The sequence below is a fragment of the Acinetobacter sp. PFS20 genome (assembly GCF_052261015.1).
Lineage (GTDB): Bacteria > Pseudomonadota > Gammaproteobacteria > Pseudomonadales > Moraxellaceae > Acinetobacter.
In genome coordinates, this window is the sequence record NZ_JBPVZE010000001.1 from 168,396 (window position 1) to 194,250 (window position 25,855).

The following is a 25,855-nucleotide window of genomic DNA, read 5'->3' on the forward strand; positions in this document are numbered from 1 at the left end:
AACTTATTTGTTACGCTTACGTTCGTTTTCAGTCAACCAGCGCTTACGGATACGGATTGACTTAGGTGTTACTTCAACTAATTCATCATCTTCAATGAACTCAAGCGCTTGTTCAAGCGTATATTCAATTGCAGGTACTAAAGTTAAAGCATCATCTGTACCAGAAGCACGTACGTTAGTTAACTGTTTAGCTTTAGTTGGGTTCACCACCATATCGTCTGAACGTGAGTTAATCCCTACGATCATACCTTCGTAAACTTCTAACTGTGGTTTAGCGAATAGACGACCACGGTCTTGCAAGCTGAACAATGCATAGCCAAGGCAAGTACCTTGAACCATAGAAATCAACACACCGTTTTGACGCTTCGCAACAGTACCTTGTTTCATCGGACCGTAGTGAGAGAAGCTTGAAGTCATGATTCCTGTACCAGAAGTCATAGTCAAGAACTCTGAACGGAAACCAATTAAGCCACGTGAAGGTACAGTTGCTTCAATACGGATACGGCCTTTACCGTCAACTTCCATATTTGTCATTTCACCTTTACGGTTACCCATTTGTTCCATTACAGAACCTTGGTGCTGTTCTTCAACGTCAAATGTAACGTTTTCGTAAGGTTCTTGTTTTTCACCGTCAACTTCTTTCAAGATTACTTGTGGACGAGATACGCCCATTTCGAAACCTTCGCGACGCATGTTTTCAATTAAAACTGAAAGGTGAAGTTCACCACGACCAGATACTTTAAAACGGTCTGGACTGTCAGTGTCTTCTACACGTAATGCTACGTTGTGAATTAATTCGCGGTCTAAACGTTCACGGATGTTACGTGAAGTAACGAATTTACCTTCTTTTCCTGCAAACGGCGAGTTGTTTACTTGGAAAGTCATTGTTACTGTAGGTTCATCTACAGATAATGGTGGTAAAGCTTCAACATTTTTCGGATCACAAATCGTGTCAGAAATATGAAGTTCATCAATACCTGTAATACATACGATATCGCCTGCTTGAGCAGAATCAACATCAACACGCTCTAGACCGTGGTAACCCATAATTTTTAAGATACGGCCGTTACGTGTCTTACCATCTTTATCAATGACAGTTACAGGTGTATTTAAACCAATTGAACCACGTTGAATACGACCAACACCGATAACACCTACGAAGCTGTTATAGTCAAGTGAAGAGATCTGCATTTGGAATGGACCATCAGCATCAACTGCTGGTGGTTCAACAATGTCAACGATTGTTTGGAATAATGGCGTCATGTCGTCAGCCAATTCTTCTGGAGAAGGACCAGCAACACCACGTAAGCCAGATGCATAAACAACTGGGAAGTCTAGCTGTTCGTCAGAACCGCCAAGGTTGTCGAACAAGTCAAATACTTGGTCAATCACCCAGTCTGGACGCGCGCTTGGCTTGTCAACTTTGTTGATAATTACGATTGGTTTTAAACCACGAGCAAACGCTTTTTGAGTTACAAAGCGAGTTTGTGGCATTGGACCTTCTTGAGAGTCAACCAATAACAATACACAGTCAACCATCGACATTACACGTTCAACTTCACCACCGAAGTCGGCGTGTCCCGGGGTGTCGACGATATTAATACGGTATTCTGTATTCGTACGAGCATCGGTCCATTTAATTGCAGTGTTCTTTGCAAGAATGGTAATACCACGTTCACTTTCAATAGCGCCCGAATCCATGACACGCTCAATCTCACCAGCGCGATCACCAAGAGCACCTGATTGTTGAAGTAATTTATCGACAAGTGTGGTTTTCCCGTGGTCGACGTGGGCAATAATTGCAATATTGCGGAGATTTTTGATATCTGACATAGAATTCGATAAGCCTGAAACTTGAGGGCAAATTATACAGAAAAATTATAGATTTTAGTAGTGACAGTTTATTGACATTGACAAAAAAAATTTCCAATAGCCTGTATTTCGTTTTGTAAAGATAGTTATCTCGATTAGAATAGCGCCAATTTGCAAAATTGCGGCAGACCTACACCCATGTCCAATCAACACTCTCAAGACCATTTAGACCTTGTTTATGGTTTAAATGATCGACCAAAACCTTTGATCGCTTTTTTAGCAGCTTTCCAGCATTTGCTTGCGATTATTGTACCAATTGTTACACCAGGCCTTTTAATTTGCTTAGCTTTAGGCGTTTCACGCACTGAAACCAACATGATTTTATCGATGTCTTTGGTAATTTCAGGTATTGCTACATTTCTACAATGTAAAAAAGTTGGTCCGTTTGGTGCAGGTCTTCTTATTGTTCAAGGCACAAGTTTTAACTTTATTGGTCCTATTATTGGTATTGGTAGTGCAATGGTTGCCGCAGGAACACCAGTCAACCAAGTTATGGCTGCAATTTTCGGTGTAGTAATTGCTGGCTCCTTTATTGAAATGGGTGTTTCGCAAATTCTTCCATGGGTAAAAAGACTAATTACTCCTTTGGTGACAGGTATTGTTGTTTTATTAATTGGCTTAACGCTTATTAAAGAAGGCTTGATTAGTATGGGTGGCGGCTACCAAGCCATGCAAGATCATACTTTTGCAAGTGCAGACAACCTTATTATGTCATGTACTGTACTTGCGATTATTATTGTACTCAATCGTATTCGAGTGGTTTGGATTAAAAGCTCAGCTATTTTAATCGCGCTAGTGATTGGCTACATTCTTGCTGGATTTATGGGACATTTAGATTTCTCTAGTATTAAAGATGCGCCCCTCGTACAAATTCCAACACCAATGCACTTTGGTTTGAGCTTCTCATGGGGTTTATTCATTCCAATGGCATTCATTTATTTGGTGACCTCTTTAGAAGCCATTGGTGATGTAACAGCAACCAGTAAACTTTCTAACCAACCCGTTAATGGTCCTGAATGGATGAAACGTATTAAAGGTGGTGTATTAGTAAATGGTGCAAACTCTTTACTCGCTGGATTATTTAATACTTTCCCAAGTTCTGTTTTCGCTCAAAATAATGGTGTAATTCAACTCACTGGTGTGGCTAGCCGCTACGTAGGTATATGGATTGCTGGATTACTTATTTTATTAGGTCTCTTTCCTGCGGTAGCTGGTGTTATACAAGCAGTTCCTCAAGCAGTTTTAGGTGGCGCTGTTATGGTGATGTTCGGTGCCGTGGCTGCATCAGGCATTAATATTCTTTCATCTATTCACCTTGACCGCCGAGCGCTATTAATTATTGCCATCTCACTTGCATTAGGTTTGGGTGTTGCTCAAGTTCCTCAAATTTTAGAGCATCTTCCAGAATTATTTAAAAATATTTTTAGCTCTGGCGTGGCAACAGGTGGTATAGCAGCATTAATTTTAAATGTTGTACTTCCTGAAACGCATAAATAACTAACTTTTAATTTTGATTACTGCCCAGCTCCCACTGGGCATTCTTCTTCATGAGAGATGTACATGGATCCTAGAAGTGAAGTGGTATTAAGACAGCAAGACTATTTAAAAGGTAGAGTCTTGTTAATTAATGCACCGAATGATGCCTTAGTCAGTCAATTACCAGCTGGGACTGATGCGTCAGTCTGGACATGGAACCATGCCGACTATCAAGGATTTATAAATAGTGGAACAAAAGCTCACTTCTCAATTGAGTTTCCCTCACAAGAATTCGACCAAGCAATTATTTTTGTTCCAAAATCTAAAGAACTCTTAAATTACATATTACATGTAGTGATGAGCCATCTTAAAACCAATCAATCGGTTTTTTTAGTCGGTGAAAAAAAAGGTGGCGTAGAAAGAGCGGCCAAACAATTACAAAGCTTTGGCAAAGTACTAAAACTTGATAGTGCACGTCACTGTCAGCTATGGCACTTAAAGATTGAGAAAACAGAACAAATTAAACCTCTAGAAAAATGGCTTAAAACCTATACTGTTCAGGTTAATGAACAAGAGCTTACGATTTGTGCCCTTCCCGGTGTTTTTAGCCAAAATCATTTAGATGTCGGAACTGCTGTTTTACTCCCTTATCTTAATCAAGTGAAATCAGGTAGAATTGCCGACTTCGGGTGTGGTGCTGGAATTATCAGTTGCTATTTGGCAAAAATAAATTCGAGTAATATTATTCATGCCCTAGATATTGATGCTTTCGCTTTACGGTCAACGGAAATGACTTTTAGTCGAAATGGAATAGGTTCAGACCAGTTGAGATTGCAGCCTGTTACAGGTATTGCAGACGCTCCAACAGAACTCGATGCCATTGTCAGTAATCCTCCTTTCCATCAAGGTATTCATACCAACTATGATGCAAGTGAAGGACTCTGCCAAAACGCTAAAAAACATTTAAAGGCATCAGGTGAGCTATGGATTGTAGCAAACCGTTTTTTAAACTATCCGATCTTAATTGAGAAGCACTTTGGTCAGTGCCAGATTAAAACTGATCTTCAAGGCTTTAAGGTGTTATATGCCTGTGCATAACAAACTATGTAAGGAATCTCCATGAGCGAAACACATGCTCCTGAAAAACTCCAGCGTAAGCTTGGGGCTCGTCATCTGAATATGATCGCCATTGGTGGTTCCATTGGTACAGGCCTCTTCCTTGCTTCTGGATCGACCATTGCAAATGCTGGCCCAGGTGGAGCGCTACTCGCCTATTCGCTTATTGGTATTATGATTTACTTCTTAATGACCAGTTTAGGTGAACTTGCAACCCATAATCCAACTTCTGGGGCTTTTTTTACATATGGTAGTCGTTATGTCGAAGAAGGCTTTGGCTTCGCTTTAGGTTGGAACTATTGGTATAACTGGGCAATCACAGTTGCATTCGAACTTGTAGCAGTTCAGTTTATTATGAAGTTCTGGTTCCCTGATATTCCAGGGTTTTACTGGAGTGCCCTGTTCCTCATCGTAATTTTTGCAATCAATGCCATGACAGTAAAAGGATTCGGCGAAAGCGAATTCTGGTTCTCAATGGTAAAAGTGATTGCGATTGTAGCGTTTATTATCATTGGCTTAGCCATGATCATTAAGATTATGCTAACTCCAGGTGTCGCAGCTTTTGGAAACTGGACCTATAAAGAAGCACCTTTTGTTGGTGGTTTACAAGCCATGATCGGTGTAGCAATGATTGCCGGATTCTCTTTCCAAGGCACTGAAATGGTAGGGGTTGCTGCTGGTGAATCTAAAGATCCAAAGAAAACGATTCCACTTGCAATCAAACAGATTTTCTGGCGAATCTTATTATTTTATATCTTATGTATCTTCATTATCGGCACGCTAATTGCCTATGATGACCCAAATTTATTGCAAGCTGCTACCACTGAAAATGTTGCACTTTCTCCATTTACATTGCTCTATGAGAGAGTTGGCTTTGCTTTTGCAGCTGGTTTAATGAATGCTGTCATTCTTACTGCTATTTTGTCTGCAGGTAACTCAGGCATGTATTCATCAACTCGTATGTTATTTAAAATGGCTCAGGAAGGTCGTGCACCAAAGTGGTTTGCAAAACTTGATGGTCGTGGCGTTCCGATGAATGCACTATATGCCACCACATTTATCGCCGCTTTTTGTTTCTTGACAACGTTTATTGGTGAAAAACAAGTCTTTAACTGGCTACTGAATATGTCAGGGATGTGTGGTTTTATTGTCTGGCTGGGCATTGCGATTTCACACTATCGTTTCCGTAAAGGCTATATTGCTCAAGGGTATAAATTAGAAGATTTAGCTTACCGTGCCAAATTTTTCCCATTTGCCCCTTGGTTTGCCTTTATTCTCTGTTCAATCATCATCTTAGGGCAGAACTATCAAGCCATTTTAGGTGGAAAAATTGACTGGTTAGGCCTACTTTCAACTTATATTAGTTTGCCATTATTCTTAATTATTTGGTTAGGCTATAAGTGGAAAAATAAAACTAAACTGATCGCTTATGATCAAATGAATGTGAAGCCAGAGCAAGACTAAGAATCGGTAATTAAAAGTAAATCAAAGATCAAAAGCTTGATCTTTGATTAAAAAAGCGTAAAATGCCGTTCAGATTTTCAACGGCGCTTTTAAATAAGGAGGACATCATGCCAATACTACAAGGTAAAACAGATTAAATAATTTGGCACGATGTCAGCTCACGGACAAGTGTACAAATTCACTTCACTTGTCCGAATGCTCAAATTTAAGACCTAGCATTCGCTAGGTTTTTTTATGCCTGCTCGGACAAAAATAAGAGAAAAATTATGGGCATACAAAAAATATTAAATGAGGAAGCACTTTACGGTGTTCCCGTTAAAATTTTCACTCAAGATATAGATAGTGAAAGTATCGAACAACTCAAGAAAATGGCTCAACTGCAATTTATATACTCACATATTGCTGTTATGCCAGATGTTCACGTAGGAAAAGGCGCGACTGTAGGCAGTGTTATTCCAACCAAACATGCCATTATTCCAGCTGCTGTAGGAGTTGACATTGGCTGTGGAATGAATGCAATTCGCTTGAGTTTAAAGGCTTCACAATTACCTGATAACTTAAGTCGTTTGCGTGATGCGATCGAACGTAAAGTACCAGTTGGCTTTGCTTTGCATAAACAAGTTAAAGCAAAAGCTTCTAGCATTATTCCACTTGAAAAACGCTTAGAACCCATTATCAAAAAGCATCCTGGACTTGTTCGAATGCTTCGACAGTTTGATGCAACATGGCAAAAGCAACTTGGTACTTTAGGCGGTGGCAATCACTTTATAGAATTATGTATTGATGAAAATCAAGACGTATGGGTGATGCTACATTCAGGTAGCAGAGGGCTGGGTAATGTCATTGGTACTTATTTTATTGAGTTAGCCAAGAAAGAAGCTCAGCATCGCTTTGGCCACGTACCTGATAAAGACTTAAGCTATTTTGCCGAAGGATCAACCAGTTTTGATGATTATGTAGAAGCTGTAGAGTGGGCTCAAGAATATGCTTTTGAAAATCGCAAAGAAATGATGCGATTAATATTAGAAGCAATTCGCCCTCTTCTACCCTCTTTTCAAATGACAAAAGAAGCAATTAATTGTCACCATAACTATGTAAGCCGTGAAACACATTTCGGTGAAAGTTTATTGATCACCCGAAAAGGTGCAATTCGAGCAGGCTTAGATGAATTAGGCATTATTCCAGGTTCAATGGGAGCACGCTCTTATATCGTCAGAGGTAAAGCAAACCCTGAGTCATTTTGTTCTTGTTCTCACGGTGCAGGTCGTAAAATGAGTCGAAGCAAGGCAAAAACTCTTTTTAACCAGCAAGATCTTATTGAACAAACCCAAGGTATTGAATGCCGCAAAGACAGTGGTGTTGTTGATGAAATCCCAAGTGCTTATAAAGATATTGATGAAGTCATGGCAAATCAGGCTGACCTCATTGAAGTTGTTCACACACTTAAACAAGTTTTATGTATTAAAGGTTAAAACATGAAAATTAAAGAAATGCCAAAAATCAAAGTCCGTAATCAAGTGGCTCTTTCCCCTTTACTTCACAAAGGTGGAATTCATGAAACAGAGAAACCTCGTGCTCAACATCGTAGAGATAGACAAGATGCTAAACAGCAATTGAGAAAAGGTGAATGGTAAATAATTTAAACCAAGATCGAAAGTAATTATTTATTAAGGAGACATAGAAATGACTAAATATTTTAAAAATCGCAATAAAAAAAGCGACTCTAACGAGTCGCTTTTTTACTGTTCAAGAACTCAAATTATTGAGCTGCTGCAGGAGCTGCCGCTTCTTGACCAGGTTGAACAACTACAGTACGGCTACCAGTGATTGTCGCGAATACACGACGGTTCATAGCACGACCTTCTTTAGTTTTGTTGTCAGCAATCGGTTGATCCCAAGCGAAACCTTGAGTAGACAAACGAGATGCATCAACGTTGTATTCGTTTACAAGAGCTGATTTAACAGAGTTAGCACGAGCTAAAGATAAACGTTCGTTTAACTTACGTGGACCAGTGTTATCTGTGTGACCTTCGATACGTGCAGTAGCGTTAGGGTATTCAGTTAACTTCTCAGCAACTTTAGCGATTTCTGGCTTGTATTGGTCTTTGATGTTTGATTTGTTAGTATCAAAGAAAACACGAAGTTCCATGTTAAGGTCTTCAGTTAACTCTTGTGGTTGTGGAGCAACTGGAGTTGGTTCAACTGGAGCAACTTCTACTACAGGAGCAGCAGGCTTCAAGTGACCACCAAGAACTACGTTTAAACCAGCAAGAGCTGTATAGTTCCAGAATTTTTCGTCAAAGTTATAAGTACCACGAGCTTCTGTACGAAGAGATAAAGCATCGTTTAAGCGCCAGAAAGCACCAAAACCAGCATTACCTAAAGTACCTTCTTCATCGTTATGATAAGAAAGGTCAGGAATTTCGTATTTGTAGTGACCAGCACCTAACAATACGTATGGCTTGATTTTGCTGTCATAGTTTTTAGTGATTAAATCAGAAGTAACATAGAAGTTACCATTGATTTGTTTTTGTTTGTATTCAGCGCCAGCAGCAAGACCGTCTACATCACCTTTAACTTGGTTATATTCAGCTTCGAAACCTAACCATGGAGTTAACTCAATACCAAGAGCTGCACCAACGAATAAATCGTCTTGTAGTTCAGGTCCGTTAGTTAATTCACCTTTGTCACCGCCATTGTTGTGTTGGCTGTCTTGGAAAGTGTAACCAAGCAATAATGGTGTAACAGTTACGCCAGCATTAGCAGCAGCTAATGGAGCAGCAACAAGCATAGCAAGTGCAATACGACTCAATTTCATGGATATCCTCCAGAGATAACAATTGTTGTTCAAGCTCAGCCTAAATTTATTGGCCCCTGAGATATTTTCACCCCAGTATTATTTTTAAGCTATTCACATTTGAATCATACAAACACTTGATAGACTTTCCAAGTGCTTGATAATTTTAATCAAGTAAATTATTGACAAAATTACTTACAATTTCCGTTGTAATTCGGTAATTTTTTACTCAACTAGCAAATATGAACAACTTCTTTGTTTCGCTTAGGGTGATTTTACCAGTATTCTAGCGTCCTGATAACCTTTATTTAATTTTGTGTTTCCTCATTATAAAAAGTCATATAAATCATTGATAGAACGCATAAAATCAAAATATTTCTTTATATATTAAGGAATTTTAATGTTTAAATCTCCCGGTTTCACATTGATGGAACTCATTATAACGCTCGCAATTCTTATGATTATGTTCACCCTAGCCCTTCCTTTATACCACCAATTTATGGCTTCAATGGAATTGAAAAACACGCCTCAACTACTCACAATTCATATACAAAAAGCCAAATACGACGCAATTCTACGACATAATAGTGTCGTACTTTGCCCAAGTGTTGATTTGTCTATATGTAATAGTAATTGGGATACAAGGCTCATAAGCTTTGTAGACACAAATCATAACCTACAAAGAGAAAGCGATGAAGAAATATTAACCAATATTGAACTTAATCATCGTTATGGCTCTTTGAAATTTCAAAAATTCGGCAAAAAATTAAATAGTATCGTATTTCAGGGAGATACCGGACTTCCGCGTGAGTCTAACGGCAGTTTTACTTATTGTTCTTATAATCAGCTTAAAAATTTTAAATTAGTTCTTAGCAAAATGGGGCATGTACGCTTAGAAGAACTTCAAAATTGTTAGAACTCTACAGTCTAATACAGAATCCAAGCCCTCCCCCATTTTGCAATATACTGCTTAAGTTTTAATGTTTTCTTAATTTGAGATAAAGAACAATCGGAGATTACAACAATGACTGATATCGTAATTGTTAATGGTGCTCGTACTGCTATGGGTGGTTTTCAAGGATCACTATCAGGACTTACAGCGCCTGAATTAGGTGCTGTAACGATTAAAGAAGCAATCGCACGAGCAGGTTTACAACCTACTGATGTCGAAGAAGTCATTATGGGTTGTGTTCTTCCTGCTGGTTTAAAACAAGGTCCTGCTCGTCAAGCAATGCGCAAAGCTGGCTTACCTGATTCTACAGGTGCTGTGACGATTAATAAGCTTTGTGGCTCTGGTATGAAAGCCGTGATGCAAGCAACCGACATGATTAAAGCAGGCAGTGCTGAAATTGTTGTTGCCGGCGGCATGGAATCTATGACAAATGCACCTTATGTATTACCAAAAGCACGTGCTGGCTATCGTATGGGCCATGGTGAAATTAAGGATCATATGTTTCTTGACGGACTTGAAGATGCTGAAACTGGTCGTCTAATGGGTTCTTTTGCTCAAGATATGGCAAATACTCGTGGCTATACGCGCGAACAAATGGATGACTTTGCGATTCGCTCTTTGAAACGTGCTCAAACAGCAATTACCGAAGGGTATTTCAAAGATGAAATTGTTTCGGTTACCGTACCTAGTCGCAAAGGTGATGTCGTTGTTGATCAAGATGAACAACCTCTAAATGCAAAAATCGACAAAATTCCTTCGCTTAAACCAGCTTTTGCAAAAGACGGTACAATTACCGCAGCAAACGCAAGCTCTATTTCGGATGGTGCATCTGCCTTAGTATTAACTTCAAGTGAAGTTGCAGCACAGCGCGGTTTACAACCACTTGCGAAAATTATCGCGACAGCGTCAAACTCTCAGCATCCTTCAGAATTTACGATCGCTCCTGTCGGTGCTATCGAAAAAGTTCTTAAAAAAGCGGGATGGAATGCTCAAGACGTTGATCTTTGGGAAATTAACGAAGCTTTTGCTATGGTTACTATGTGTCCAATTGATGATTTCAAACTTGATGCTGAAAAAGTCAATATCAATGGTGGTGCTTGTGCCCTAGGTCATCCAGTAGGTTCTACAGGTTCTCGTATTATTCTTACGTTGATTCATGCACTGAAACGTACTGGCGGTAAAAAAGGTATTGCAGCACTTTGTATTGGCGGTGGTGAAGCAACAGCCGTTGCGATTGAACTTATTTAATTAAAATTAACTATTTTAAAATCCCACTTCGGTGGGATTTTTTTATGAAAAAACTACAAAAAAAGACCCACAAAATCACTTTTAAGTTTTAACTTATTCTTTTAAACGAAAACAACAATGGACAATAACAATGCAACTCAATCACTATCTCAATTTCCAAGGTCAAGCAGAACAAGCCTTTAACTTTTATAAATCAGTATTTGGTGGTGAATTCGGTATGTTAAGCCGTTATGGTGATATGCCAGCGCCTGAAGGTGTGACGTTATCGGAAGCCGATAAAAATCTGGTTCTTCATGTTTCTCTACCGATTAATGAATACACTGTACTTATGGCCTCAGATACAAATGATCAGTTCTGTGCGCCTAACAGTGTTTTTACCCAAGGAAATAATCACTATATCTCGATCAATCTTGAAAAAGATGAGCAAGAAAAAGCAAAACAGCTTTTTGATGCCTTATCTGTTAATGGTCAAATTGAAATGCCTCTAGAAAAAACATTCTGGGGTGCACTATACGGTGCTTTTACCGACCAATTCGGTATAAAGTGGATGGTTAACTGCCAGCTTGATACTTAATATTTTTAATTTTTAGCCCTTATAGAGATGCCTATTATTTCTATAAGGGTTTTAAACATCGATATTGGAATATTGCGCAATAATCGTTAAACCAACCGTAATAAAACCAATTCCCACCCATCCTGCCACATCAATATTCTGACCAAGAAAAATCTTTGCCAAAAAAGCTGTTGCTAATACACCTATTCCAGACCAAAGCACATATAAGATTCCAGCTTGCATATATTTCAATGCAATAGCAGCACATGCAAAAGAAATAATATATAAAACCAGAGCAATACCCTGAGCTGTTTTATTAACTAAGCCATTCCCCTTAGCAGAATAAAATGTTGAAAGAACATCTGTTGCTATTGCAAACAGTAACCACCAAGCACCGGGATTTATTTTTGAAATTAAACCTAACATTATTGTTCTTCAGTTGAGTCATATAAAAATTATTTATAAAAAAAGCTGAACCAGAGTTCAGCCTTTATATTTTAAAGCTATTTAAGCACCAGTTTGATAACTCGCTTCTGGCACACCAGTTGAAGCTTGATACGGATTGGTAAAGTCTTGCAAACCTGCCGCAGCTTCTTGTACGTCTTTACCTTCTTTTACGACAAAGCTATCAAAACCAGAACGCTTTAAGTAGTTTAAAACATCCTTAAACACATCACCTGTTGCACGTAACTCACCTTGGAAACCTTGACGACGCAATAGTGCCGCGAATGAATAACCACGACCATCACCGAAACCTGCAAATTCAATGAAAATTGCATCAAGTTCATTTAATGGGAAAGTATGATTTTCAGGCGAGTCATTTACCGTCACATACAAAGCTTTTTTGCCTTGAATGTTTGCCAATTGATCGAGTTGAGCTGTTGTTACAACAACATCACCTTGAGGAACTACACCATCTTCAGCAATGATTTGATAAGTATTATCTGCAATCGTGCCATCTTTATAAAGCACTGGTAGAGCTGTATTAAGCATATGCACGCTCCTTAAATGGTTGAATTCCTACACGGCGATATGTATCAACAAAACGCTCACCTTCCGTACGCAAATCAAGATAAGTATTTAATACTTCCTCAATTACATCAGGCACAGCATCTGCTGCAAATGATGGCCCTAAGATGTCACCGATTGATGCATCATGGTCAGAATTACCACCTAGTGTAATTTGGTAGAATTCAGCGCCTTTTTTATCTACACCTAAAATACCGATGTTACCTACATGGTGGTGACCACAAGCATTCATACAACCAGAAATATTGAGATCTAAATGACCAAGATCATAAACTTTGTCTAAGTCATCGAAACGGCGTGTAATTGCTTCAGCAATTGGAATTGATTTCGCATTTGCAAGTGAACAGAAATCTCCGCCCGGGCAACTAATGATATCGGTAATAAAACCAATATGTGCACGCGCCATATTTTGTTGTTCAAGCGCTTGCCATACATCAAACAAATCTTTTTGAGGTACGTCAGCCAAAGCAATGTTTTGTTCGTGAGTGGTACGAAGTTCACCGAAAGTGTATTTATCAGCAAGATCTGCAATAAAATTCATTTCTTCAGTGGTCATATCACCTGGTGCGATACCTGCACGTTTTAGAGAAATCGTAACAATTCGATAGCCCTTTACTTTATGTGCATGCGTGTTGATGTTGAACCACTGTTTGAATTTTGGATACTCAGCAAATAAAGTTGTAAAGTCTTCATCGGCTAAATCTTGATAATCAAACGGGGTGAATTCTTCATCCAGTTTTTTCAAGATTTCTGGCTGAATTTTCAATGCTTCACGTGTATGTTCGAATTCAGCTTCCACTTTCTGGGCAAACACTTCAGGAGTTAATGCTTTAACTAGAATTTTGATACGCGCTTTATATTTGTTATCACGACGTCCATGCAAGTTATAAACACGTAAAACCGCTTCTAAGTAAGCAATTAAATCTTCACGTGGTAAAAACTCACGAATGACGCTACCAATAATTGGAGTACGGCCTAAACCACCACCAGCCATAATTTTATAGCCGATTTCGCCCGCTTCATTACGCACGATGTAAACACCAATATCGTGGAATGCAGTTGCCGCACGATCTTTTTCTTCAAGTGCAGAAACAGCAATTTTGAACTTACGTGGCAAGAATGCAAATTCTGGGTGGAATGTACTCCACTGACGAATCAACTCACATGTTGGACGTGGGTCTGCAATTTCACCAGCAACTACACCTGCATATTGGTCAGTTGTTGTGTTACGAATACAGTTACCACTGGTTTGAATGGCATGCATTTGTACAGTTGCAAGTTCTGCCAAAATATCTGGCACATCTTCAAGCGCAGGCCAGTTCAACTGAATGTTTTGACGTGTAGATACATGTGCATAACCACGGTCATAAGCAGTTGAAACTTCGGCAATTTTACGTAATTGCTTAGAATTCATTAAGCCATACGGCACAGCAATACGCAGCATAGGCGCATAGCGTTGCACATATAAACCATTTTGCAAACGTAACGGACGATATTCATCTTCAGAAAGTTTGCCAGCTAAATAGCGTTCAGTCTGATCACGGAACTGAGCAACTCGTTCATTAACCAGCTGCTGGTCGAAATCGGTATATAAATACATGGCGTATGGCTAGTAGATTCATTATTAAGGCGGATAGCATAGCGAGCTTTCATTCATCAATAAAATGCTTTTTTTGCATATTTAATAACGGTTTTATTGATAAGCTTTAATATAAATCGACATAAAAAAGCCCGGATAAATCCAGGCCCTTTCTATAAAAGCTTTTTATTTGTTATCTGGTAAGGCATAGGCCACTAAATAGTCGCCCATTTTTGTACCAAATGAACCATGACCACCAGCCATGATCACAACATATTGCTTACCATTGATTTCATAAGTCATTGGTGTTGCTTGTCCACCTGCTGGCAAACGCGCTTCCCAAAGTTTCTTACCATTAGTAACGTTAAACGCACGTAAGTAGTTATCTTGAGTTGCACCAACAAACATGACATTACCGGCAGTAGAAATTGAACCACCTAAACCAGGCACACCAATTTTCACAGCTGGTAACTGGAACAAGTTCGGTAAGCTGTCACGAATTGTACCAATACGTTTTTTCCATACCACTTCATGGGTTTTCAAATCAACGCCAGCTACATAGCCCCAAGCTGGTTGTTTACAAGGTAAACCAAGCGGAGATAAGAATGCGCTAATTTCAACACCATAAGGTACGCCGTACATCGGTTGTACGCCCTGCTCAGTTCCCGCACCTTTTGCAGTTTGTGCACGGTTTGGATCAGCAGGAATTAAACGACTGACGAATGGCAAACCAATCGGGTTCATCACAGCAACTTGACGGTCAGGGTTAACTGACATGCCGCCCCATTCAAACACACCTAAGTTACCAGGGAAAACTAAAGTACCGTTTTCAGATGGTGGAGTATAAATACCATCGTAATTTAGACGCTTGAAAGATACACGACACATGAGCTGATCAAGCATAGTGGCACCCCACATGTCTTTATCAGTCAATTTATCTTGTGGAGCTAGGTTCAAGTCAGAGAATGGCTGAGTTTTTGAATAATGCTCGCCTTTAGTTTGTGGTCCACGTTTAACTGTTTGTGGAACTGGTTTTTCAGTTACAGGAACAATTGGTTGACCATTACGACGATCAAGAACAAAGGCATTACCTGTTTTCGTCAATACATAGATTGCAGGAACAGTTTGGCCAGCTTTGTTTTTGATATCAGCTAAAGATGGTTGTGATGGTACGTCCATATCCCATAAGTCATGATGGGTTGTCTGGAAGTTCCACACTAATTTACCAGTTGAAGCATTAATCGCTAACATCGAGTTCGCATAACGCTCTTTCAACTCGGTACGGTCGCCACCCCAGATGTCTGGAGTACCTACACCTGTTGGAACATAAACGATATCAAGTTTGGCATCGTATGCTAAAGGAGCCCACGCATTTGGTGAGTTATGAACGAAATTCGTACCTTCGCCCGGCATTGCATTTGGATCTGCTGCACCAGTATCAAATACCCAAAGGAGTTTACCAGTGTTAACGTCGTATCCACGAATTACACCAGATGGCTCTTTATTTGAGTAGTTATCGGTTACAGAGCCAGCAATAACAACTGTTGAACCAGTCACGATACCAGGAGATGTTGGGTTGTAACCACCTGGATAAGCATATGGCATAAACTCTTGCAAGTTCACTTCACCATTTTTACCAAAGTCAGTACATGCTTTACCAGTGTCAGCATTCACCGCAACTAAACGACCGTCATTCACAGGAACAAAGACTTTACGCGGACATTGTGTAGAGTCAGATTTCTTGCTTTGAAGACTCGTTGCAAACTCAGTTGTGTTGTTTGCATCGTAATACATCACACCACGGCAAGTTAAATGCTGGAACGATTTATCCGTTTTAAGCTTCGGATCAAAACGCCATTTTTCTTTACCTGTCGCAGGATCAATTGAAATTAATTGCTGGTGAGCAGTACAGATAAACATGTTATTACCGATTTTAATCGGTGTAACCTGATTGGTCGTTTCGCCAGAATCATTACCTGTTTTAAGATCACCAGTACGTAAAGTCCAAGCAACTTTCAAATCTTTTACGTTTTGATCATTAATCTGCTTTAACGGAGAATAACGTACACCTGCCTGAGTACGACCATACGCTGGCCAGTCACTCTCGGCTACACCCGGAACTGCTTGAGCAGTTTCTGGTTGAGGTGTCTTGATTTCACCATTAATTTCTTGCGGATCGTTGAAAATCGAATAGACCATCAACAAAATTGCAATTGCTAGAGTTGAAGATAAGGCAACTTTACTTGATCCAAGGTTGCTGATTCCACGAGTTACGGCTGGAACCAATAACCATAAACCAAGAATACCTAAAATATCTAAACGAGGTGCAAGCGCCCAGAAGTCTGTTCCAACTTCCCAGACACCCCAAATAATGGTACCCAGCATTAAAGCAGCGTACACCCACAATGCTGTAGATGCGCGCTTATAGAGTTGCCATGCAACAATCAGGAGTAATACACCAGTAATAATATAGTAAATTGAACCGCCTAATGTAGCGAGCCAAATACCTCCAATTAACAGGAATAACGCTAATAACCCAATAATAATTACGGTAAAAGTCGTTAACCCTGATCTTGAAGTAGGTTGAGTCATAAACCACCTCTTATCAATCATCATTTTTATCGGAAAGATAGGCCAAGCTTTGAATCAAAAATCGGCCTATCGATACATCTAAAACAAAACTCAGGCATAAAGAAAAAACGGAAGGTCAGGATCATTCAATCAATGATTTAGCCCTCGACAATCCGTTTTCAGAGTAATTACGCTTAGAATGCAGTTGAGAATTTAATACCGCCTACCCAAGTGTTATCACCATTTTTTAATGCACCAACATGACGAACATATTGCACATTTGGACGGATAGTTAGCCAGTTTGTCGCATGAATACCGTAGTAAAGCTCGGTATTGTATTCAGTGTCGTATTCTTTATTTTGAACATCGTTCCAATCATCGTTGATATGGATACGCGCAACACCTAATGCCAATTCATCTTGAGGACGTTGATTGAGCAAACCTTTATAGACTAAGCCTACATTTTGCATATTATCAATTTTGTTGGTATCAGAGTCGTGGAACGTCAGGTTCACAAATCCAGTCAAACCACGGTCTGTTTGATCAGCAGGCTGGAATAATTTTTGTTTTGCAGTTACCCATACACCTTGTTTATGAGAGTTTTTGGTTTCATCTGCAATTTCTTTGGCATCAGCAGTGCTGTAGTAATACCCTAAACGGTATTCACCAGCCATACTTTGAGCGCCTAATTTAGGTGACCAAACTACTTCAGCAGGAATAATTGCCCCATGTGAACCATCAGTACTTAGGTTAAAACCTTTGCCTCGGTCCAAATTTTCTGGGTTATATTCATATACACCAACTTGGGTATATAAATCAGGTTGCAAGTTATATTTAACACGCATTGCCCATTGGCTGACTGGCCAGTTATACCACTGATCACCAACCCAGTTACCAACCTGCGAACCACAAAGCGCCAAGTTCTGGAAATCACAGTCAAAACTATTAAAGTCTTCACCTTCACCAAAACGACCGACTTTCACATCTAACTTCTGATCAAGAAATTTTTTCTTGATCCACAAATCGGTTAAACGCCAAGTTTGCTCACGCCCCCACACTTCTTGTACCGAGCTTAAGTGCCCCGCTAAAGCTGATGAATGTTCAGAAAGTGATTGCCCATCACGATAAGTTAATGTGATTTGAGCTTCAGTATCTTGCCACCCTAAAATTTTGTTTAAATCAAAATGAGTTCCTAAAGCAAGTTGCCCCGTATAAGCACTACCATGCGTTGATGTATTTTTTGAATCTAAAATACCGGCGTATTCGCCGGTATATCCAAAAGAAAAATCATAACCTTGTGCTTGTAACGCGGTGCGTTGACCGTTCCAATCACCCAACATCCACGGACTATTTGGGTCGAATGCAGCAGCAGCTTGTGCGTGCTGTATGAAAAGAGTAATTGATAAAACGGATAAACAGGAAGCCATCAAGGATTTATGTGTTTTCATGTTTACATACCTTTTATGTCTTTGTTTATAAAGGGTACGCTAATTTTATGTAAAGAAATTATTCAAAATGTTAATCAATTGATTAATCTAATAATAATCTTAATACACAGTGTCTAAGAAATAACCTCAGCTCTTTACCATTGTCCTTCACCAAGTTTTTGACCTATAAAGGAATATCTCATTTTTGATCTTGAAAACTTAATTGGGCAAGCCAACTGTGGTTCTGTATCTGCTGTATTATTCTGCAAAGGAACATCCACAATCCATCCACGTTGTTGTGCTAAGGGCGAGTTTAATGACTCAGTGAGACTTAAAACAGGTTCTACACACACATCAAGGTTTGCAAAAATTTCATGCCACTCTTTAAATGTTTTGCTTTTAATTTTTTCTTGAATCGCTTGTTTAACTTCCTTTCTATCTTCAACATCCAAAGAAGCGCCTTTTTGTAATAATAAAGGCAAATCAAGAGCTACGGACAAACCAGACATAAACTGTGGCTCAAGACTACCTATTGAAAGATAACGACCATCTTGAGTCATATAATAGTCATAGAAAATACCACCATTGAGCATTCCATGCTCTGGAGCCTGTTCGACTTGTGCAGCAAGTGTGGCCGATGCAGCCATACTATTTAAACTAGCAACACAATCGGTCATAGAAATATCAATATATTGCCCCATACCACTACGCCCGCGTTCAACCACCGCCGCTAAAATAGCAATCACTGCATGAAGTGAACCACCTGCAATATCTGCAACTTGAATACCGAGTGGCGGCGGACCACTGTCTTGTCGGCCGCTATACCCAGCAATACCCGCTAAAGCTAAATAGTTAATGTCATGCCCTGCTCTATCTTTATAGCTTCCTGTTTGTCCATAACCTGTAATTGAGCAATAAATTAAGCGCGGATTAATTTCGGCAAGTGTTGAATAATCTAATCCTAGACGGCGCATAACATCAGGTCGAAACTGCTCTATGACAATATCAAACTCGGAAATTTTGGCTTTAATTAATTCGATACTTGCCGGATCTTTTAAATCAAGAACAATTGACTGTTTATTTCGGTTTAAATAACTATGTGCCGTTGCTTGCCCATTTGCATAGGGTGGCATGATCCGAATTAAATCTGGACGCGATGGAGATTCGATATGGATGACTTCTGCTCCCATATCGGCTAAGTACATTGTGGCAAAAGGTCCGGGTAAGAGTGTCGAGAAATCGAGAACTTTAAGTCCATTTAATGCTGTAGTCATCGTTTTTTTAACCACTATTATTCATATTTTCTTTTATATTAGTTAAGCAAATATTCTAAAACAATGTCATGTTCAGCCATTTACCTTGATCATTTCGGCAATTTAACATGTAAAAAGTGCTTTTACTCTGTTGTAAATCGCCAATTTATTTTTTTAGACGGTCATTTAGGTCAATTTAAAGTGAACATCAAAGAGACTGAAGGATTCAATATGAGTCGCGATACGATTAGCATCCACTTCGTGAATGCGGCTTTGACAGGCGTAAAGCGCCTTGGCATGGATGTTGAAATGCTCCTTTCACATGTGGGCATTGAAGCGGAATTATTACGTCAACCTAAAGCTCGAATCTCACCAGAACAATACACTCGTTTTATAAAAATGTTGTGGATGGTCACACAGGATGAACACGTTGGATTTGACGTACAACCACGTCGTCTGGGCACTTTTGCCATTATGTGTCAGTTGATTATTCACGCAAAAACATTGGGCCAAGCCCTTGAACTGTCATCTCAATTTTACAAATTATTTGGCGATGAATGGTCTGTCAGCCTAGAGCGTGATAAGCATGAAGCACGTCTAGTTCCACTCATTCCAAAAACTTTAGATCCAGATCATTTCATTACCGAAAGCATGCTTATGATTTGGCACGGTCTAGCATCATGGCTCATTGAACGCCGTTTGCCATTAGAGCGTGTTCATTTTAGCTACCCACGTCCTGCACATGCAGATGAATATGATGCATTATTTTTTGCACCAGTCATGCAGTTTGATGCACCACGCACTGAAATAACCTTTGCGGCTGATTATCTTGATTTGCCAATCCGCCAAGATGAAAAAACGCTAGAAGAATTCTTAAAAGCAGCGCCTGCTCAGCTTTTAGTAAAATTCAAAAATACTAACTCGCTAACTTCTCGTATTCGTGAAGTGCTCAAAAGCCAGATTGGTGAGGAAATGCCAACGCTTAATGACGTTGCATCAATGTTGTATTTATCTCCTCAAACCTTACGTCGCCGCTTGGCTGCCGAAGGTAAAAGCTATCAAGGTGTAAAAGACGCCTTACGTCGAGATGCTGCAATTCACTTATTACTCAACCCTGAATTAACACTTGAAGACGTTGCTCAACAAGTTGGTTTTAGTGAAACCAGTACGTTCCACCGCGCATTTAAAAAATGGACGGGTGTAACCCCTGGCCTATATCGCCAGCTACACGGTTATCACTAATTCTTCAATCTATTTAAGTTTCACATTTAGCCCAAGTTCAACTTGGGCTTTTTTGTATTTCTATTGGCAAAAATCATCACCTGACTGGTGCGCTTATCGTCATTGCACTCGCTATTAAAACCAGTACACTCAAAACACAAATAAATTTTAAGCAATAAAAAAGGAACTGCTATGAGCGAGGCTTATATTATTGATGCCATTCGCACCCCACGCGGAAAAGGAAAAAAAGACGGCTCTCTTTATGAAGTAAAACCAATTACCTTACTCACCACTTTATTAAATGAATTACAGCAGCGCCATCAACTCGATACATCTAAAGTCGACGACATTGTTTTAGGCTGCGTAACTCCTATTGGTGATCAAGGTGGTGACATTGCCAAAACTGCAGCCATTGCAGCTGGTTGGAATGATGACGTTGCTGGGGTTCAAATCAATCGTTTTTGTGCTTCAGGTTTGGAAGCCGTCAACATGGCAGCCATGAAAGTTCGTTCTGGTTGGGAAGATTTAGTGGTTGCTGGTGGCGTTGAATCAATGTCACGCATTCCAATGGGTTCCGATGGAGGACCATGGGCGTTAGATCCTGAAACAAACCTTAAATCATCATTTGTTCCACAAGGTATTGGGGCAGACCTGATTGCAACCTTAGATGGCTATAGCCGTGAAGATGTTGATAATTTCGCTGTAAAGTCACAACAAAAAGCTGCGGCAGCTCAATCAAATGGTTATTTTAATCACTCAATCGTACCAGTAAAAGATCACGCAGGCGTGGTGATTTTAGATAAAGATGAGTTTATTAAAGGCAATACCACACTCGAAGGTCTAACGAAGCTCAACCCAAGTTTTGAAATGATGGGGCAAATGGGCTTTGATGCAATCGCTTTGCAAAAATATCCAGAAGCACAGAAAATTAATCATGTTCATCACGCAGGTAACTCATCAGGTATTGTTGATGGAGCAGCTGTAGTTTTATTGGCTTCTGAAAAAGCGGTAAAAGAACAAAACTTAAAACCACGCGCTAAAGTTTTGGCGACTGCACTGGTTGGTACTGACCCAACCATCATGCTGACAGGTCCTGCTCCTGCTGCACGTAAAGCTTTGGAAAAAGCTGGACTCACAATTGATGATATTGACCTGTTTGAAGTGAATGAAGCATTCGCAGCAGTTGTTATGCGTTTTATTAATGAGCTCAACGTCCCTGCTGAAAAAGTCAACGTAAATGGCGGTGCGATTGCTTTAGGCCATCCTTTAGGCGCAACAGGTGCCATGATTTTAGGCACACTACTTGATGAGCTTGAACGACAAGATAAAAAGCGCGGTTTAGCGACGCTCTGTGTTGGTGGTGGGATGGGTATTGCCACCATTATTGAACGCGTATAAAAATTAGGGATATAAAAGATGAGTGCAATTCAATACGAAAAAAATGCCGACAATATTGTCATTTTAACGCTTGATTCAACAGGTCAATCTGCGAACACCATGAATGCTGAGTTTCGTGACTCACTCGATGAGGCGACTCAGAAACTTAAAGCGGAAACAGAACTTTCAGGTGTTATTTTCCGTTCAGCGAAAAAGACTTTCTTTGCAGGCGGTGATTTAGATGAGCTAATTCAAGTTCAGCCTGAACATGCGACTGAGTTTTTCAATATGGTTGAAAAGCTAAAAGGTCATTTACGTACAATTGAAACGCTAGGAATTCCAGTTGTTGCAGCATTAAATGGCACTGCACTTGGCGGCGGTTGGGAAATCGCATTAAGTTGCCATCACCGTATTGCAATCAATGACCCGAAAAGTAAATTTGGCCTACCAGAAGTTACTTTAGGTTTGTTACCGGGTGGCGGCGGTATTGTACGCATGGTACGTATGCTTGGGCTTCAAAATGCATTCCCATTTTTAATGGAAGGTAAACAGTTCGGTGTTGATAAAGCAAAGTCTTTAGGCTTAATCCACGATACTGCTGAAAATGAACAAGAGCTTTTAGATAAAGCAATTGCTTGGATAAAGGCCAATCCAAAGTCTCAGCAGCCTTTTGATGTGAAGGGTTATAAAATTCCGGGCGGTGATCCAAAAACTCCAGCAGTTGCACAAGTTCTTGCAATTGCACCAGCCATGTTAAGAGACAAAACCAAAGGTTGCTACCCTGCTCCTGAAGCGATTATGGCTGCCGCAGTTGAAGGCGCTCAAGTCGATGTAGATACTGCACTGCGTATTGAATCTCGCTACTTTACCCAGCTTACAACAGGCCAAATTTCCAAAAATATGATCGGTACTTTCTGGCATGGTCTAAATGCGATTAAGTCTGGTGCTAGCCGCCCTGCCGACGTTGCAAAATGGCAAGCAACCAAAGTTGGTGTATTAGGTGCAGGCATGATGGGTGCGGGCATTGCTTATTCAACAGCCATTAAAGGCATTCCAGTTGTACTCAAAGACGTATCTATTGAAAATGCTGAGAAAGGCAAAGCTTACTCACAGAAGCTTCTTGATAAACGTGTTTCACAAGGCCGCATGACGGCAGAAAAACGTGATCAGGTTTTATCGCTCATTACTGCTACAGCTTCAGCAGCAGATCTACAAGGCTGTGATTTAATTATTGAAGCAGTATTTGAAAACCAAGAGCTCAAAGCTAAAGTCACTCAAGAAGCCGAACAATATTTAGCGCCTAATGGCGTGATGGCTTCCAACACCTCAACCCTACCAATTACGGGTTTAGCTCAAGCAAGTAAGGATGATAAAGTGTTTATCGGTCTACACTTCTTTAGCCCTGTCGACAAAATGCAGTTGGTCGAGATTATTAAAGGCAAAAATACCTCAAGTGAAACTCTTGCTAAAGCCTATGACTTTGTACAACAAATTGGAAAAACACCAATTGTCGTTAATGACAGCCGCGGTTTCTTTACCAGCCGAGTATTTGGTACTTTTATCCAAGAAGGTATGCGTTTGCTTGCAGAAGGCGTCCACCCAGCACGTATTGAAATGGCTGCTCTTAAAGCTGGCATGCCAGTTGGACCACTCGCTATTCAAGATGAAGTGTCTTTAACATTAACCGAACATGTTGCTGGTGAGGCACGTAAAGCTCTGCAAGCCGAAGGCAAAGATTTACCTAAAACCTCTGTAGACGAAGTCGTTCACACCATGATTCATGAGCTAAACCGTAAAGGTAAGGCGGCTGGCGCTGGTTTCTATGAATATCCAGAAAATGGTAAAAAACACCTTTGGGAAGGTTTAAACCGCTGGGAAAAAGATCATGATATTTCTGAACAAGATATGATTGATCGCATTCTATTTGTACAGGCCTTAGATACTTTACGTTGTTATGAAGAGGGCGTATTGGAGTCTGTGATTGATGCCAATGTCGGTTCTATCTTTGGGATTGGTTATGCACCTTGGACAGGAGGAGCAATTCAATTCCTAAATCAGTATGGTACTGATAAAGCACAAAAACGCGCAGAAGAATTAGCTGCCAAATATGGTGAACGTTTTACACCGCCAGCTTTACTAAAAACCAAAGCAGAGCAGAAACAAAATATTCAATAACTTAGACTTACTGAATATTTAAAAACTGCATAAACCTTACCCATATAAATATATTTTATTTATATGGGTTTTTCTTTATAACCTTTAAGATTTCAGCCCTAGGCCTAAATATGCTATAAATAGACTTCATTTTTGTGCTTCTACAGCACATTCGAGAAATCCTTATGTCCGATAAAAATTCTTCCGAGTCAGCAGTTCTAGGCTGGAAATTTGTTCTGATCGTTGGTGTTTTAAGTGCGATTTTCCTTGGCTTTTTCTATTTAGCAATGAGTAATGAACCTGACTATATGCCAGGAGCACAGCGCAAAGCACAACAAGAGCAAATGCAGCAAAAAGCTGAACACTCTACAGAGCAACATGCTCAACATGACGATATGCCTGAAATGGATATGCAAGAACATAAGCACTCAACTCAGTAATTAGATATTTTTCAAATGACAGATTTTTCCCGCAACGCACTGGTTGTAGAGGGTGGAGGCATGCGTGGTGCCTTTACCAGTGGTGTACTTGACTCATTTTTACAACAACAGTTCAATCCTTTTGACTTATACGTTGGTGTATCGTCTGGTTCGACTAATGTGGCTAACTACTTGGCAGGCCAGCAAGGTCGCACTCTAACGTTTTATGTTGATCACTCACTTCGTCCTGAATTCATCGATTACAAACGCTTTTTTAAAGGCGGTGATTTACTTGATTTAAAATGGATGTGGGAAATTGGTGAGCAAGAGCACCCACTTGATCAACAGAGCCTTTTTGCCAAAAACCCCGATTTTTATATGGTGTTGACGCATGCGAAAACAGGTCATGCGGAATATCTCCGTGCAGGTAAAGATAATTTACTAAACGCACTGCGTGCTTCTAGTTCAATTCCAGTGTTAACGCGTCATCCCGTCGATATTATGGGTGAACCTTATTTTGATGGTGGCGTTGCAGATGCCCTACCCGTTCGCTGGACGGCTCAGCAAAGTGACGTAAAGAAATTATTGGTTTTACGCACACGCCCGAAAAATTACTTTAAGGCGAGTAGTCGAGGTGATCAATTCCTCGCGAAATATGCGTTTAAACATCATTATGGTTTTGCAAACAGCTTACGTAGCCGTTGTGCTCGCTATAACGCTTCGGTCGATTTTGTTCGTAGTGAAAATCCAGAACAGCAAATTTTAGAAGTTTGCCCACCACCTCTTAAAAATATGGCTGGCCGTTTAACTACTAACCCGAAAAAGCTTCGCTATAGTTATGAAGTCGGCTTAGAAACAGGGCTACAGGCAATTGAAAGCTGGAATACAATGAAATAAATCCAACTTGAGATTTCTAAAAAGAAGTCTCAAGTTAATTCTAAAATCATATCAATATGTGGAATACCACAATCTTGGTAAACCTCACCTTGCACATGAAAACCTAAAGCTTCGTAAAAAGCTGTCACATAAGTTTGCGCAGAAAGCTTTAAATAAGGCAGTTTATGACGACGTGCATAGTCAATAATATGCTGCATTAAAATTTTACCAATACCCTGCTTTCGATAAGGCACTAAAACAGCAACACGCCCTACGCTATGCTGTGGCAACAGACGTGCTGTAGCGATAGGCTGTTCTTTGTCATAAACAATAAAATGTAGAACTGTGGCATCCAAATCATCCCATTCATCTTCAGGCGCAATTCCCTGTTCTTGAATAAAGACTTGTTCACGGATATATTTCGCATCTTTCTCGAGCTGTTCCCAACCACCCTCTACAATTTTATACATC

Annotated in this window: 22 protein-coding genes; 13 read left to right on the top strand and 9 right to left on the bottom strand. The window is 39.9% G+C overall.

All coding sequences use genetic code 11. The annotated features are described in order from the left end of the window. Window positions 1-3 precede the first annotated feature (3 nt). A complete protein-coding gene (gene typA, locus ACS125_RS00765) occupies window positions 4-1,833 on the bottom strand; it encodes a translational GTPase TypA (protein WP_004789229.1) in 1,830 nt (609 codons plus the stop codon). Window positions 1,834-2,010: 177 nt separating this feature from the next. Between typA and ACS125_RS00770 the strand changes: the two genes are divergently transcribed. The 5 genes from ACS125_RS00770 to ACS125_RS00790 all read left to right on the top strand — a co-directional run bounded on the left by ACS125_RS00770 (window position 2,011) and on the right by ACS125_RS00790 (window position 7,562). After that, window positions 2,011-3,369 (top strand): uracil-xanthine permease family protein, encoded by a 1,359-nt coding sequence (locus ACS125_RS00770; protein WP_049838089.1) that lies wholly within the window; start codon window positions 2,011-2,013, stop codon window positions 3,367-3,369. Window positions 3,370-3,432: 63 nt separating this feature from the next. Then, entirely contained in the window at window positions 3,433-4,446 is a 1,014-nt protein-coding gene (locus tag ACS125_RS00775) for a methyltransferase (protein WP_443270047.1), read from the top strand. Between the two features lie 21 nt (window positions 4,447-4,467). Next, the gene (locus ACS125_RS00780; RefSeq protein WP_004789223.1) at window positions 4,468-5,928 is read left to right on the top strand and encodes an amino acid permease; all 1,461 of its coding nucleotides are present in this window, start codon (window positions 4,468-4,470) and stop codon (window positions 5,926-5,928) included. Window positions 5,929-6,194: 266 nt separating this feature from the next. Then, window positions 6,195-7,400: an RtcB family protein gene (locus tag ACS125_RS00785; protein ID WP_004789221.1), complete on the top strand. Its 1,206-nt coding sequence runs from the start codon at window positions 6,195-6,197 to the stop codon at window positions 7,398-7,400. A 3-nt stretch (window positions 7,401-7,403) separates the two neighbouring features. After that, on the top strand, window positions 7,404-7,562 hold the full coding sequence (locus ACS125_RS00790) for a hypothetical protein (RefSeq protein ID WP_174758661.1): 159 nt from the start codon (window positions 7,404-7,406) through the stop codon (window positions 7,560-7,562). Window positions 7,563-7,687: 125 nt separating this feature from the next. On the opposite strand, the gene omp38 is transcribed toward ACS125_RS00790, so the two are convergent. Further along, on the bottom strand, window positions 7,688-8,746 hold the full coding sequence (gene omp38, locus ACS125_RS00795; protein WP_049838091.1) for an outer membrane protein Omp38: 1,059 nt from the start codon (window positions 8,744-8,746) through the stop codon (window positions 7,688-7,690). Window positions 8,747-9,125: 379 nt separating this feature from the next. On the opposite strand from omp38, the gene ACS125_RS00800 reads away from it, so the two are divergent. The 3 genes from ACS125_RS00800 to ACS125_RS00810 all read left to right on the top strand — a co-directional run bounded on the left by ACS125_RS00800 (window position 9,126) and on the right by ACS125_RS00810 (window position 11,499). Then, complete coding sequence (locus ACS125_RS00800; protein WP_174738690.1) at window positions 9,126-9,641, top strand: GspH/FimT family pseudopilin; 516 nt, start codon at window positions 9,126-9,128, stop codon at window positions 9,639-9,641. Window positions 9,642-9,749: 108 nt separating this feature from the next. Next, the gene (locus ACS125_RS00805; RefSeq protein ID WP_005036248.1) at window positions 9,750-10,925 is read left to right on the top strand and encodes a thiolase family protein; all 1,176 of its coding nucleotides are present in this window, start codon (window positions 9,750-9,752) and stop codon (window positions 10,923-10,925) included. 130 nt (window positions 10,926-11,055) lie between these two features. Then, window positions 11,056-11,499 (top strand): VOC family protein, encoded by a 444-nt coding sequence (locus ACS125_RS00810; protein ID WP_005072758.1) that lies wholly within the window; start codon window positions 11,056-11,058, stop codon window positions 11,497-11,499. Window positions 11,500-11,550: 51 nt separating this feature from the next. Here ACS125_RS00810 and ACS125_RS00815 read toward each other — a convergent pair whose 3' ends face one another. From ACS125_RS00815 to ACS125_RS00840, 6 genes are all read right to left on the bottom strand, one after another. Then, window positions 11,551-11,904 (bottom strand): DMT family transporter, encoded by a 354-nt coding sequence (locus tag ACS125_RS00815; RefSeq protein ID WP_174738688.1) that lies wholly within the window; start codon window positions 11,902-11,904, stop codon window positions 11,551-11,553. Window positions 11,905-11,985: 81 nt separating this feature from the next. After that, complete coding sequence (locus tag ACS125_RS00820; protein ID WP_174738687.1) at window positions 11,986-12,471, bottom strand: DUF934 domain-containing protein; 486 nt, start codon at window positions 12,469-12,471, stop codon at window positions 11,986-11,988. Continuing rightward, on the bottom strand, window positions 12,464-14,107 hold the full coding sequence (locus tag ACS125_RS00825) for a nitrite/sulfite reductase (protein ID WP_443270053.1): 1,644 nt from the start codon (window positions 14,105-14,107) through the stop codon (window positions 12,464-12,466). Before ACS125_RS00825 ends, ACS125_RS00820 begins: the two co-directional genes overlap by 8 nt. A 165-nt stretch (window positions 14,108-14,272) precedes the next feature. Continuing rightward, window positions 14,273-16,678, bottom strand: a complete 2,406-nt coding sequence (locus ACS125_RS00830; protein WP_107881251.1) for a glucose/quinate/shikimate family membrane-bound PQQ-dependent dehydrogenase — start codon at window positions 16,676-16,678, stop codon at window positions 14,273-14,275. A gap of 173 nt (window positions 16,679-16,851) precedes the next feature. Further along, entirely contained in the window at window positions 16,852-18,084 is a 1,233-nt protein-coding gene (locus tag ACS125_RS00835) for a carbohydrate porin (RefSeq protein WP_443273902.1), read from the bottom strand. 155 nt (window positions 18,085-18,239) lie between these two features. Continuing rightward, on the bottom strand, window positions 18,240-19,358 hold the full coding sequence (locus tag ACS125_RS00840; RefSeq protein WP_443270056.1) for a CaiB/BaiF CoA transferase family protein: 1,119 nt from the start codon (window positions 19,356-19,358) through the stop codon (window positions 18,240-18,242). 210 nt (window positions 19,359-19,568) lie between these two features. Here ACS125_RS00840 and ACS125_RS00845 point away from each other — a divergent pair, with 210 nt between their 5' ends. The 5 genes from ACS125_RS00845 to ACS125_RS00865 all read left to right on the top strand — a co-directional run bounded on the left by ACS125_RS00845 (window position 19,569) and on the right by ACS125_RS00865 (window position 25,405). Next, window positions 19,569-20,579: an AraC family transcriptional regulator gene (locus tag ACS125_RS00845; RefSeq protein ID WP_004789200.1), complete on the top strand. Its 1,011-nt coding sequence runs from the start codon at window positions 19,569-19,571 to the stop codon at window positions 20,577-20,579. A 171-nt stretch (window positions 20,580-20,750) separates the two neighbouring features. Further along, entirely contained in the window at window positions 20,751-21,956 is a 1,206-nt protein-coding gene (locus ACS125_RS00850; protein WP_443270058.1) for an acetyl-CoA C-acetyltransferase, read from the top strand. 18 nt (window positions 21,957-21,974) lie between these two features. Further along, window positions 21,975-24,110: a 3-hydroxyacyl-CoA dehydrogenase NAD-binding domain-containing protein gene (locus tag ACS125_RS00855; RefSeq protein WP_443270060.1), complete on the top strand. Its 2,136-nt coding sequence runs from the start codon at window positions 21,975-21,977 to the stop codon at window positions 24,108-24,110. A 164-nt stretch (window positions 24,111-24,274) separates the two neighbouring features. Next, entirely contained in the window at window positions 24,275-24,529 is a 255-nt protein-coding gene (locus ACS125_RS00860; protein ID WP_004789195.1) for a hypothetical protein, read from the top strand. 15 nt (window positions 24,530-24,544) lie between these two features. Then, entirely contained in the window at window positions 24,545-25,405 is an 861-nt protein-coding gene (locus tag ACS125_RS00865; RefSeq protein WP_174741406.1) for a patatin-like phospholipase family protein, read from the top strand. Between the two features lie 29 nt (window positions 25,406-25,434). Here ACS125_RS00865 and ACS125_RS00870 read toward each other — a convergent pair whose 3' ends face one another. Next, a complete protein-coding gene (locus ACS125_RS00870; RefSeq protein WP_174741408.1) occupies window positions 25,435-25,854 on the bottom strand; it encodes a GNAT family N-acetyltransferase in 420 nt (139 codons plus the stop codon). Window position 25,855: the final 1 nt, after the last annotated feature.